The sequence below is a fragment of the Aliivibrio sifiae genome, assembly GCF_002954705.1.
Taxonomy (GTDB): domain Bacteria; phylum Pseudomonadota; class Gammaproteobacteria; order Enterobacterales; family Vibrionaceae; genus Aliivibrio; species Aliivibrio sifiae_A.
On record NZ_MSCO01000001.1, the window covers coordinates 1,472,860 to 1,485,777 of the forward strand.

The 12,918-nt window shown below is 39.2% G+C and carries 14 protein-coding genes; 2 read left to right on the plus strand and 12 right to left on the minus strand.

Features of this window, described 5'->3' with window-relative positions; translation table 11 throughout:
- Positions 1-10: 10 nt before the first annotated feature.
- The 8 genes from pcp to BTO22_RS06610 form a co-directional block, all read right to left on the minus strand.
- Positions 11-649 (minus strand): pyroglutamyl-peptidase I, encoded by a 639-nt coding sequence (pcp, locus tag BTO22_RS06575; protein ID WP_105054793.1) that lies wholly within the window; start codon positions 647-649, stop codon positions 11-13.
- 9 nt (positions 650-658) lie between these two features.
- Positions 659-1,564: a DUF979 domain-containing protein gene (locus tag BTO22_RS06580; RefSeq protein ID WP_105054794.1), complete on the minus strand. Its 906-nt coding sequence runs from the start codon at positions 1,562-1,564 to the stop codon at positions 659-661.
- On the minus strand, positions 1,564-2,247 hold the full coding sequence (locus BTO22_RS06585; RefSeq protein ID WP_105054795.1) for a DUF969 domain-containing protein: 684 nt from the start codon (positions 2,245-2,247) through the stop codon (positions 1,564-1,566). Before BTO22_RS06585 ends, BTO22_RS06580 begins: the two co-directional genes overlap by 1 nt.
- A 204-nt stretch (positions 2,248-2,451) precedes the next feature.
- Positions 2,452-3,696 carry an NRAMP family divalent metal transporter gene (locus BTO22_RS06590; protein ID WP_105054796.1) on the minus strand — a complete coding sequence of 415 codons (1,245 nt, stop codon included), beginning with the start codon at positions 3,694-3,696 and terminating at the stop codon, positions 2,452-2,454.
- 114 nt (positions 3,697-3,810) lie between these two features.
- Entirely contained in the window at positions 3,811-4,767 is a 957-nt protein-coding gene (locus BTO22_RS06595) for a 5-oxoprolinase subunit C family protein (protein WP_105054797.1), read from the minus strand.
- Positions 4,764-5,480 carry a 5-oxoprolinase subunit PxpB gene (pxpB, locus tag BTO22_RS06600; protein ID WP_105054798.1) on the minus strand — a complete coding sequence of 239 codons (717 nt, stop codon included), beginning with the start codon at positions 5,478-5,480 and terminating at the stop codon, positions 4,764-4,766. Before pxpB ends, BTO22_RS06595 begins: the two co-directional genes overlap by 4 nt.
- 2 nt (positions 5,481-5,482) lie before the next feature.
- The gene (locus tag BTO22_RS06605) at positions 5,483-6,223 is read right to left on the minus strand and encodes a 5-oxoprolinase subunit PxpA (RefSeq protein WP_105054799.1); all 741 of its coding nucleotides are present in this window, start codon (positions 6,221-6,223) and stop codon (positions 5,483-5,485) included.
- Between the two features lie 61 nt (positions 6,224-6,284).
- Positions 6,285-7,070, minus strand: a complete 786-nt coding sequence (locus BTO22_RS06610) for a putative hydro-lyase (protein WP_105054800.1) — start codon at positions 7,068-7,070, stop codon at positions 6,285-6,287.
- A 149-nt stretch (positions 7,071-7,219) separates the two neighbouring features.
- Here BTO22_RS06610 and BTO22_RS06615 point away from each other — a divergent pair, with 149 nt between their 5' ends.
- Positions 7,220-8,113, plus strand: a complete 894-nt coding sequence (locus BTO22_RS06615; RefSeq protein ID WP_105054801.1) for a LysR family transcriptional regulator — start codon at positions 7,220-7,222, stop codon at positions 8,111-8,113.
- 102 nt (positions 8,114-8,215) lie between these two features.
- On the opposite strand, the gene BTO22_RS06620 is transcribed toward BTO22_RS06615, so the two are convergent.
- The 3 genes from BTO22_RS06620 to BTO22_RS06630 form a co-directional block, all read right to left on the minus strand.
- Positions 8,216-8,566 carry a hypothetical protein gene (locus BTO22_RS06620; RefSeq protein WP_061002434.1) on the minus strand — a complete coding sequence of 117 codons (351 nt, stop codon included), beginning with the start codon at positions 8,564-8,566 and terminating at the stop codon, positions 8,216-8,218.
- Between the two features lie 63 nt (positions 8,567-8,629).
- Positions 8,630-9,160 (minus strand): GNAT family N-acetyltransferase, encoded by a 531-nt coding sequence (locus BTO22_RS06625; protein WP_105054802.1) that lies wholly within the window; start codon positions 9,158-9,160, stop codon positions 8,630-8,632.
- Positions 9,161-9,296: 136 nt separating this feature from the next.
- Positions 9,297-11,549, minus strand: a complete 2,253-nt coding sequence (locus BTO22_RS06630) for a peptidase U32 family protein (RefSeq protein ID WP_105055572.1) — start codon at positions 11,547-11,549, stop codon at positions 9,297-9,299.
- Between the two features lie 181 nt (positions 11,550-11,730).
- Between BTO22_RS06630 and BTO22_RS06635 the strand changes: the two genes are divergently transcribed.
- Positions 11,731-12,378 (plus strand): glutathione S-transferase, encoded by a 648-nt coding sequence (locus tag BTO22_RS06635; RefSeq protein WP_105054803.1) that lies wholly within the window; start codon positions 11,731-11,733, stop codon positions 12,376-12,378.
- On the opposite strand, the gene BTO22_RS06640 is transcribed toward BTO22_RS06635, so the two are convergent.
- On the minus strand, positions 12,375-12,839 hold the full coding sequence (locus BTO22_RS06640; protein WP_105054804.1) for a GNAT family N-acetyltransferase: 465 nt from the start codon (positions 12,837-12,839) through the stop codon (positions 12,375-12,377). The two genes, BTO22_RS06635 and BTO22_RS06640, sit on opposite strands and share 4 nt — an antisense overlap.
- Between the last annotated feature and the right edge of the window lie 79 nt (positions 12,840-12,918).

Genomic DNA, 12,918 nt, shown 5'->3' on the forward strand with positions numbered 1-12,918 from the left:
TGTTTTTAAATCAACAAATAGTACCTGCCCCTTCTTGAATATCTTCACTATTATCAATAATGGCTTGTGCCGCAATAGCTAAGCCCTCTGCTATTTGCTCTAACTTCATTGTTGGCTGAGAGCCATCCACTGATTGCTCTGGCAATAATGGAATATGAATAAACCCATGACGAATATTAGTGTCTTTTAAATAATGTTGAATCCCGTAGAACAGGTGGTTACATACAAAAGTACCTGCGGTATTTGAGACTTGGGCTGGGATCCCTTTTTGTTGTATTTCACTCACCATCGCTTTGATTGGTAGTGTCGTAAAATAAGCATCTGGACCTCCCTCTACAACGGGCTCATCAATCACTTGAATGCCATCATTATCAGGGATCCGAAAATCATCGACATTAATCGCAATTCGCTCTGGTGTTATTGCAGCGCGACCCGAAGCTTGACCAACAGTAATCACTGCATATGGTTGCAGCTCTTCAATCGCCTTTTTTACCGTCTCAATAGATTTATAGCGAACAACTGGTACTTGGCAAATACTGATCTCACCGCCATTAAGTTTGCGGCCAGCAATTAATCTCACAGCTTCTAGCGCAGGGTTAATTTTGTCATCACCAAAAGGTTCGAAACCTGTAATTAGAATCTTTTTCATCGTTAATCCCTAAAAGGCAAAAAAGTACATAAAGGTAGTGTTAATTAATAGCATGATAAAACCAGGAATAAACTGAGTGATAATCACTTGGTTTTTATTGTCTAGCTCTAACAAAGCCGCAGGAACCACATTAAAATTAGCCGCCATTGGCGTCATTAATGTTCCACAATAGCCAGAAACCATACCTAGAACACCCACTACGATAGGATCTCCTCCCATCTCAACAATTAATAATGGGATACCGATACCTGCGGTAATTACAGCAAAAGCAGCGAACGCATTACCCATAACGATAGTGAAAATCGCCATACCAAACGTATATGCAATAACATAAGCTAGTACACTACCATGTGGCACAATTTCTTTTACTATTTGTGAAACTGTATCACCCACACCAGCCTGACCAAATAAATATCCTAATGCCGCTAAAAATTGCGATAAAATCGCTGCCCAGCCAATAGTATCAATTAATCGACGTCCTTCATGGATACTTTGAACAGGCTTACACTTAGTCAGCCAATTAGCGACAAACAATGAAAGAACAGAGCTTATCCCTAAGCCAATAAGTGCACTTTCCCCTGTTACTTGGCTCCATAAAATCGTACCGACAGGAACAATAATCGCCGGAAGAAACAACATGTTCTGTAACGATTTGGCACTGTTTTTTCTAAACTCATTATCACTTGAATTATATGACCCAATACCCATTAAACCCACTGAAGCAATTAACGTCATAATTAAGACTAAAACGCCAACAACCCAATCGGGTAATACGCTGCCTAAACAAAAAGAAACACCATAAGCTAACCAGAAAAGTCCTGTGCCTATTGCTTTTGGGTTCTTTTTATCCATGAAACTCTGAAGAGAAAACGCAATAAGAAGTAAGCCTGTCGCTTGATAAATATACTCTAACATTATTCTTGCTCCTGCTTACCGGCTTTTGCCAAACGTGAATCTTCTATCCATGCGCGAACATAAAATACGACACACGAAGCCAACGCCGTTGGAATTGCCCACATAAACATGTCATTTAATGCGACGTGGTAGCCATGCTCTTCAAGTACACCTTTTATTAATAACAAACCACCAGCGCCAATAAAAATCAATTGGCTGAAGAAGTTAGCAAAATTCTCACTCATTGCAGCAAGTGCACGAAGGTGCTGTTTTTCTTTATGCGTTAATGGTTTTCTGTTTTTCTCTGCCGCCGCCTCTGCCATTGGAGCAACTAAAGGACGGATCATCGATGGGTGCCCACCCAAATTTAAACCTAATGCATTCGTTACTTTACGCAGCAATAAATACGTAAACATAACTCGGCCAGCAGAGGCTTGTTTGATTGAGCCAATCAGTGTTTCTGCGCGTTCCCTTAGGCCAAATCGTTCTAATACACCAATCATAGGCAATACTAGAATAAATAAGGACATGTAGCGGTTTTGAGTAAATGATGCACCTAAAATGGATAAGATCTCAATAAAATCAATCTTTGCAACCAACCCTGTCACTATCCCTGCGGTTAAAATAACCAATAACGTGTTTAAACGTAACGCCAGCCCAAGAGTAATGATTACTACCCCTATTAAAGGCCAAAAATCAATCATCATATATCCTTATTTTTTGCTTAGGCTCTTTATCATAAAGAGCCGCTATAATTTATTTTTATTAAAACCAAATAAACCCCAATATGTTCAATTGAACGTATTGGAGTCATTAATGAGTATATTAAAAACCGTACTAATAAAAAGTACTCATTCGCACTATAATTCTAAAATACATCTCAATTTTGCAAAAACCATTTCGGTTGACTAAAACACCATCACATACAAAGTGTATATGCTCATGATTGCCATCATAACAGTGATCAACCATCCAAAGACCGACATCCAAACTGGGTGTTTATAATCACCAACAATTGATGACTTGGTTGCCGCAATCAACATAAGCCCTAATGTGACTGGTAGGATAAACCCATTTAAAGCTCCAGCAACAATCAATAGCATCACTGGCTTACCAATAAAGCAGAATATAAATGTTGATACGACAATAAACCCAATAATAAATCGACGTGAATGTAACTCAATAATTGGATGTAATGTCTTTAAGAATGACACTGAGGTATACGCCGCACCAATAACAGAAGTGATCGCTGCTGCCCAAAGCACTAAACCAAAGATCTTGTAACCCACATTGCCCGCAGCGTATTTAAACATTGATGCTGGAGGATTTGTTGGATCTAAGGTAACCCCAGAGCTAATAACACCCAATGCAGCCAAAAATAGGATCACACGAACAACTGACGCTAAACTGATGGCTGAAACTGACCCTCGGTTAACTTGTGGTAGTGCTTCTTGACCCGTTACACCCGCATCAATCAAACGGTGAGCACCTGCAAAAGTAATATAACCGCCAACGGTTCCCCCTACCAAAGTGATAATGGCTAACACATTCAGTTTTTCTGGCCATACCGCTCGATATAACGCTTCCCCTACTGGTGGCGAAGTCGAAAATAAGACATATAAAGTCATCGCTATCAATGCAGCCCCCATGACTATGGTAAAGCGATCCATTACTTTAGCGGCATCTTTCAACATGAAGATAGCAACGGCAACTACCGCACTGATAGCAGCTCCTGAGATTGGCGTGATGCTTGGAAATAATACGTTCATTCCCATTCCTGCACCGCCGATATTACCGATATTAAAAGCTAAACCACCAATGGCGACCATTCCTGCAATCACATAACCAAGCCCGGGTAAAATATCGTTCGCAATATCTTGTGCTCGTTTTTTAGAAACAACGATAATTCGCCAAATATTAAGCTGAGCACCAATATCTAAAATGATAGAAATAAGAATAACAAAGGCAAAGCTTGCACCTAACGTTTGAGTAAACACGGTAGTTTGAGTTAAAAATCCCGGGCCTACTGCTGAGGTCGCCATTAAAAAAGCAGCCCCCATAATCAATGACCAACTAAAGCCCGATCGCACCGCTGGTTTTCCTTCATCTTGCGTCACACTAGACGACTGAGGTTCAATTTTTTCTAATGACATACGATTTCCTTTTGTGGTCACACTTCTGCATATTGCTATTGCAGCGTATTCTCGTTAATCGAGATTATTGTATTAATGTTTTTCTCTTAAATATTAAACTAACGGTTCGTTGCTCTAAGAGCTATACGAAGTAAAAAACTGACGCTGTATCATCAATTCGGCTTCTGAGCAGTAGAGTTCTTTTTCATAAAATTGCACAGTCGAACCCGGTAAACATTGAGCTAAACGGCTAATATCAGCATGAACAACACACCCTATTTTTGGGTATCCTCCAATGGTTTGACGATCTCGCATCAGCACAATTGGCTGGCCATCACTCGGAATTTGAATTGCCCCAAGTGCAATCCCTTCCGAAATTAAATTATTACGCTGACAGTGAATAGCCTCACCTGATAAACGATAACCCATTCGATCAATATTGGCTGAAACCGTATAAATTGATGAAAAAAATCGTTCGCGATCAGCAATCAAAAAATCCTCATATTGATAGCTTGGGATCACGCCAATATTAATATGGCGGTCATAACTAGGAATAAACCGACTCGGTACTTGCTTACGTAATCTTGGCTCAGAAAAAGAGGTTGATAACTGTGATACATCAACCGAATAACGAATCAAACTATTTACCGTTAATGGAGTGCCTTTACCATCATTGCCACCTAATCCATCACGAGTTACCGTCGCTGAACTTCCTAAAATCGTTTCAACTTTAAATCCACCACTCACAGCAAGATAAGCACGTAACCCTGATTGAGCGATGCTCATTTCCAATTTATCACCAGCATTAATCGCGTAGCTTTGCCAAGGGCTGATCGCTTCATTATTAAGCTTCGCTCCCATGTCAGCACCAGTCAGGGCCATTGTGTTTGCGGCATAAAACGTACAACTAAATTGTCCTAGTGTAATTTCAATTTGAGTGGCATTTAAATCGTTATCAACTAATTTATTCGCCCAATCAAACGCATGTTCATCCATTGGGCCACCCGGTGTCACTCCTACTGATTGGTGACCATATCGACCTTTATCTTGAAGCAATGCTAATGGGCCCGTACTGTGAATTCGTAATGTCATGCTTTATCATCCTCTTCCACTAATGAGGCCTCTGGCAATTCGCCCCCCATCTCTAGATACTCTTCTCGTGAAATCGGGGTAAAAGTCACTTTTGCCCCCATTTCAAAAACCGTTAGGTTGTCACGATTAAAATCAATCAAGTTAACAGGCGTTCGCCCTATCACTTGCCATCCTCCCGGTGAAGATTTTGGATAAATGGCGGTTTGTTGCTCTGCAATAGCTAAACTGCCAGCGGGGACTTTCAAGCGCGGTGTGCTTTTACGAGGAATATGAATACGAGGATCGGTATTACCTAAATAAGCAAAACCCGGAGCAAAACCAATAGCGTAAACGCGATACTCTTGAGAAGAATGAATAGAAACAATCTCATCAAATGACAATCCGGTATGACGACTTATTTCTTCAGCATCAAGAGAGACTTCTGGCCCGTAATAAACCGGTAACTCAATCACCATAGAAGATGATAATTGAGTTTCTTGGTTATCCTGTTGAAGGCATTGATTTAGTCGAGACATAAACGTTCGCAGTTCTATTCGAGTTAAATCATAAGTGAGCAAAATAGAAGTATATGACGGCACCATATCAACAACGAACAAATCTGGCTGTTGGTTAATAACGATAACAGATTGAGCAATAAGATCTGCAGTCTCAGGGCTAACACTATCGGCAAATACCACTAAAACGGTCGATTCATTAACGGCTGATATTTTCATTATTATTGAGCCTTTTTCTGAAGCTTTTTATGCAAATATACGGCTGTCGGCACAGAAAAAGGACCATCACCATGAATGCATAATGTGTCGGCATGGATCGTTATTTTCTTTCCAGTCAGCGTTGTAACACAACCTTGATCAATCAGTTGATCTGCTTGGCGTTGAATTGCTTCATTCGTATGATGGCTTGAATTAGGAACACTACGCGGAACTAATCGCCCTTCTTCGTCATAAGTCCGATCTACAAATGCTTCGAACCATAATGTGATGCCAAATTTATCGGCCAATGCTTGGTAGCGAGCGTGATCAGGAACTGCCATAATAACCAATGGCAACGTGACATCGTAACGTTGAAGTGCGGATAACAAGGTCTCAAGAATAGCGTCATCCTTCATCATCATGTTATAAAGTGCGCCATGAGGCTTTACATAGCTTAGTTTTGTATTCTGGCTTTGACATATCCCTTGTAATGCACCTAATTGATAGATAAACAACGACGCAAGATCAACAGAACTCATCGCTATATCTCGTCGCCCAAAACCTTGTAAATCGTCATATCCAGGATGCGCTCCAATCATTACATCATGCTCTTTTGCTAACGCGACCGTTTGCATCATAACGCTGGGATCTGAAGCATGCATACCACAGGCAATGTTTGCCATATCTAACGCAGGCATGACAGCGGTATCATCGCCCAATGTCCATAACCCAAAGCTTTCACCCATATCACAATTAATTTTCATTCCATTTCCTTAATTATTTTTGGCGACTTGATAACAACGATGTAAAAAGAACATTTACTGACTACAGCACTGCAAATTCGGAACTTAAACGATCTGTAATCAACATTTTCCCTGGAGCATGAGTAATACAAAAAGGTGGACGGCTTTGACGAATAACATTTTGAGGGGTCACGCCACACGCCCAAAACACGGGAACCTCCCCTGAATTGATATGTACAGCATCGCCATAATTAGGGATAGCTACATCTGATATGCCAATCGCGCTAGGATCACCAAAATGCACTGGTGCACCATGGGACTTAGGAAAACGAGTCGTAATTTGAATCGCTCGAATTGCATCCTTAGGAGTAAATGGACGCATAGAAACCACAAAGCTACCGTTAAACTTGCCCGCAGACTCGCAAGGAATGTTCGTGTCGTACATGGAAACATTTTTGCCTTCATCAATATTTCGAATAGACAAACCTGATTGGATTAATGCCTCTTCAAATGAAAAAGAGCATCCTAAAACAAACGTAACCAAATCGTCTTGCCATAATTCGGTAAGATTAGAGACTGAGGTTTCAAAATTCCCATCGTAGAACACATGATACTCAGGAACGTCCGTAGATAAATCAATATCAGCCCCAATAGAAGGAAGGTATCTCTCTCCCGGTTCAGTTACATCAATTAATGGACATGCAACAGGATTCTTCTGGCAGAAAAGCAAAAAATCCGCAGCCCAAAGCGCTGGTAAAATGACAAGATTGGCTTGTAAATAACCTGATGCATAACCTGAAGTTGCGCTGGTAAATTCGTTATTTCTGATTTTTTCACGCAGTTGATTGAGCGATATATCCTTATCCATCCTACTCTCCCTTATAATCATTGTAACTCTATCGTTAATTAAAGGTTACATTACTGCTTATTTTAATAATGTCTATTCGTATTTTTCTGCTATTCTTGATAAATATTTTTTATCACCTAGCAACAGAATAAATCTAAGAGAGGTATGTTGTGCTAAATTTAAAACAACTTGAAACCTTTGTATGGATAGCGCATTTAGGCAGCTTTAGAAAGGCAGCAAAGCACTTATGTACCACACAACCTGCAATTTCAACGCGTATTTCAAACCTTGAAGACACCTTAAATGTGCCACTATTTTTTCGTGATACAGGTTCAATATCGTTAACAGCAAAAGGACGAGAACTGCTCCCTTTTGCTGAAAAACTGTTAAGTAATGCAGACCAGCTTCATGCGCTGGCTAATAATTCAGAGGCTATTTCTGGGATATTACGGATTGGAGTATCAGAAACAATAGTGCATACATGGTTGCCACAGTATCTTTCTTTAATTCACCAAAACTTACCTCATTTAGAGGTTGAGCTTATCGTGGATTCAACGATCAATCTTAGAAAAGAACTGTTAGCTCGCAACATTGATATTGCGATTTTATTAGGAAACGTTGTTGAACCGAATGTGGTTAGCCAACATATTTGTGATTATTCTTTACATTGGGTCGCAAGCCCAACAATACAGCGAACGTCATTGCATGCAACGACCAACTTCTCTCATTGGCCAATCATTACTTATGCACGAAATACAGCGCCGTATCATGAGGTTGAACGTTATTTTACACAACATAACAATCAACCCACGCGATTCTATTCTGCAAGTTCACTCTCTGCCAGTATTCGCTTAGCCGAAAGTGGCGTCGGTATTGCAGTGTTACCTAAAGAAGTCATTACCGATGCCCTTAACAATAAAACATTAAAGATCATTAATACTGATTGGACACCAAGCCCGTTGCAATTTTCAGTGGCTTATTTAGATACACCGATTAACTTAATGACGATTGAAGCAATGAAGCTCACTTTTGAAGCCGCAAAACAATATAAAGCCTTCTGTTAATCGATGAATTCTGACGCATTCACTCCTACAGCGGGGTATAGCAATTTGAATAAATTATCGTTCAGAACCGTTTAATATAAAAATCAAATATTTATAAGTCGATTACAATCCGAAACCGATTTTAGGTTGACGACGAACAGAGCGAACGCCCCATGGACCTAGATCTGGTTTTGGTTGACCTTCAAAGTCACCAAGACAGATATAGCCTTTAGACAGGTAACGGAACAAGAAGTCACCGCCATCTAGAGAACCTGTTTTATCATCACCGAAAGGTAAATGAATACGCTCAACACGAAGATCTTGTGCTTTCTTGAATGCAGGATAAGCCGTTGAGTTAATTTGGTATGCATCTAAGTTTTTCAGTAACGCTTTATCTGACATCTTTGCTTTCATACGCGCAAAGATCATTATTAGACGTTTCTGTTTTTCAGAAGAGACGATGATCATTTCCATTATAGAAATTCCTTTGAAACAAGAAAGTATATAGCAACCCCTGCTTTAGAGCTATATCTCACTCTATATCACTGTCGACAACTGCTTAATTACGCAGCGATATTCATAACAATCAATAATTTCACCGTCGACAATAGTAAACTCAGGCTTAAATCCGACTTGTTTAAAACCATTTTTACTTAGTACCCTTTGTGAGGCTAAATTATCTGTTGCTGCAGTAGCAATTAACTGACTCAGCGCTAATGTCTCTCTGGCAACCTCAATCAATACTTTAGTTGCATAAGTAGCGAGTCCTTGAGAAACAAACTCTTCACCAATTCGATAACCAATAAAGCCTGATTCTTTTTCTCGATTAATATTATAAAGATTGGCTCGACCACAAATAGTTCCTTGAGCATTCTTCAATATCATTGGGTAAATCCTGTCTTTTTCATATTCCGAGAGATAAAAATCGATATGATCTTTGATCCCTTCTTCATTGAAAAAATCTTCATCTCGCGCTTCAATATAGGATTCAAACCATTCTTGATTGACCAATTCAAACTCTAATAACGCTTCTGCATCTTCTGTTTTGAGTAGTTGTAGTGTCACCATAGCCAATTCCTCTCATTGTTTATAATTGCACTTCTGCTATACCAAACTCATATTTATTATTGAATTATAGACAAAAAAAGCCGTGATATGTGATCACGGCTTTATATTTTTCGGTAATATTAGTTAAGCGTCAATCTTACAGACCTTGTTGATATTGGTCATTAGTATTGATTGGAACCATGGTGAATAGTTCTTCTTGTACACTCATATCGCCATTGATCAGTTTCTCAAAATGCGTAACCAACTCAACTTTATCGGCTTGCTCTTTGGAGCCCCCACCGATGTTGGTTAAATCAATGAAGAATTCATCAAATAGATCAGAGAAATCTGTCACGATATCCATATTCAAGAACTGTTCGTGATTATAGATGCTTGGGTAACCACCTTTTTGCTTATCAACCGCGAATGAAATGCCTTTCACATTGGTAATTGTGGTCGCTTTCTCACACTTCAGCATACAACCCGCTTCAATCGCTGGTTTGTTACAACCTACGGTTTGTTGGAAGAAGCACTGACGGCTTGTCATCATCAGGATTGGATGATAAATGCTGTAAGCTAATTTGAAGTTCTCAGGACGACGAATATGTTTCATCTGACCTTTATTAATCTCATTTGAAATAAACGCACCCGCACAGTTTAGCGTTTCTTTCATTGTCACTAACGCGTGTGAGTTAGTTGTATTTAGGAATGGACCAGCAACCCATTCAATACCCATCTCAAAGGCTTTGTAAGCAATACCTGTGTTATTGGTTACGATACGAGCCGGTTTTACTTCTTCAAGTACTTTCACTGCTTCATCGTAATCTTTACCAATAAGAACCGCTGGGAACCATGGGATCAAACGTGGGTTCTCTAAGAAAATATTGATGTATTTACGATCACGCTTTTTAAAGCTTTCTGGTAATTTGAAGTAGATATCCGCATCTGTTGCATCACATACATTTAAGTCAGCAACATCAGCAATCAGCATTGATAACTTAGGCTTCTCTTCCACTTTTGGATATACTGGCAATGCAGCAACTTCAGTATGTTTAATCACTTCTTTAGAACCATTCATCAAGAAAGCAACTTGATCTTTAAGTTCTGTAAGCTCACGGAATGGAACGGCTAAGTTTTCCCCTAGCTCAGAGAAATCATAACCTAGTAGTTCATAGTTAGGATTGATTACGCCTTTAAAGCGTTTTTCTAACTCTTTTGAAGTGATCGCTTTTTGACCCGCTTCGCTTAGTAATGATGTTGATTTCACTTCAAATGTGTCTTGAGCTTCATCTTTTGGTGTAACAGTCACCGTTAGTGGTTCACCTAATGCCGCTTTGAAAGCAATAGTAACCGCAATTTTATCGATGCTTAGCGATTTCACTTTTTCTTCTAGTGTCGCGCCAATTGCATTTTTATCGGTATATAGATCTTGTTTTACATCTTGGATCTGTACCACATCAATCGCATTACTCTTTTCAACCGCGTAATTTACACTGTTGTCACGAGGGTTATCGATAAACATGTCTTTAGTTAAATTGCCTTTTAAAAACTTGTTGGTTAAACCACGGTTAAACACTTTATGTAGATTTGAGTCATCTTCATATAGCTCGCCCGTCTCAACAAATTTATTGATATTTTTACGCCAGTTTTCAACCACGGTATATACGTAGTGAGCGCCTTTAATACGGCCTTCAATTTTTAATGAATCGACTTTTGCATCAACTAATTCAGGAAGATCAAAATACGCTGAGTTATCTTTTAAGTTTAATGGGTACTTAGTGCCAACATTTGTTACTTCGTATTCATCACGACACGCTTGGCTACAACGACCACGGTTACCTGAGTTACCTACACTTACTGAGCTTGAGTAACATTGACCAGAGAATGCAATACACAAAGAGCCATGCACAAACACTTCTGTCAGCATGTCATGTTCATGAGCAACCGCTGTCATTTCTTTAATTTCATCAATGTTCAATTCACGAGATAAGTTAACGCGAGATGCTCCAACTTTACTTAAGAACTTTAATTGGCCTTCATTGTGTGTTGTTAGCTGAGTAGAAGCATGAACATCCAACGTTGGGAAATGCTTTTTGATTAGATTAAAAACACCTAAATCTTGCACGATAATGCCATCAACAGTTGTATTCACTAACTGATTCAGTACTTTAACTAATGATTTGATTTCATGCTCTAAAATAACAACGTTTAAAGTCAGAAATACTTCACAACCGTACTCATGAGCTAATCGCAATACGCCATTTAACTCATCAAATGAAAGATTGGATGCGCGGTTACGGGCATTAAAGATATCTAGGCCACAGTAAACAGCATTTGCCCCAGCAACGATGGCCGCTTTAATCGCTTCAACATCACCACCAGGTGCCAATAATTCAAGTTTTCTACTCATTATGAAATTGCTCGCTTCGGTTTTTATGTAATAATTTTTTTGAGGGGGCATTCTACTCGCCTCACGCTTTCATTACCACTTATTCGGCTTTTATTGATCCAGATCATGAATAAATAAAGGTGAATCCCATTATTTATTCAGTTACCATCCTCTTATTGCCCTCTATTTTGAGTATTTTATCATGACAACGCCGATCCTTTATTCATTACGACAATGCCCTTATGCAATGCGTAGCCGTCTCGCTATTTTGCATGCCCAGCAAACTGTGGTGCTGCGTGATATTGATATGAACAATAAACCTGAAGAAATGTTGTCGATTTCACCAAAAGGGACGGTTCCTGTATTACGATTAAGTGATGGCTCAGTAATAGATGAAAGTATTGATGTAATGGTATGGGCGCTTACTCAATCAGATCCTAATAATTTGCTCTATTCTCACGATAAAAATAGCTTGATTGCCATGCTTGAATTAATAAAAAATAATGACATCAATTTTGTAGGGGCATTACAAAAATATCGCGCAGCTTCTCGCTACCATGATAATAATGAAACAGAATTCCGTGATATGTGTTGCGAGTGGTTGAGAGAAATAGAACTGCGCTTATCTCAGCACGCCTACATTATGGGAGAAACACCAAGTCTAGTTGATTACGCTATCTTACCATTCATTCGTCAGTTTTCACGAGTAGATAAGAAATGGTATGCGCAAGCGCCTTTTCCTTATTTACGTTCATGGCTAGTCAATCATTACAATGACTCCACATTCTCAAAAGCAATGGTTAGTTATCCGAAATGGTCAATAGATTCTGATCCCATCATATTTGGTTAATAGCCCATATAACCATTAAAACAAAGTGATCGTTCCATATCGACGAAATGCTTATCTTCATTCACAATTTGATAGCCTAAAGATAAGTAAAAGTCGATCACCTGTTGATTCGATTTAAACGCAGAAAGGCAGCATTTAGTTACCTTGTCACTATAATGACGTTGGTAATATTTCATAACTGCAGAACCCACTCCTTTCTTCTGATATTTATCAAAAATAATCAACAGATGAATATGAACACTCGCTTCTTCTTGTTTAGTACAAATAAAACCTAAGCGCTCTCCATTAAACATGATCCATTCGAACCATTCTTTTTTATATGCGCTTGTGAAACGCTGAATTTGATACTCTTCATCCCAACCAAAGCTGACTTCAACTGCAGGATAGATATATCTTTTATAGATCGGAAACAATGATGGATATTCACACGTTGTCACTTTTTGAAAGGTGATTCTATCCATCGCTTATCCTTATGCTCTCTGTTTGAACGAGTAACTAATCAATTTTGATTAGGCCTACCTCAATTGTAGACCATAACGC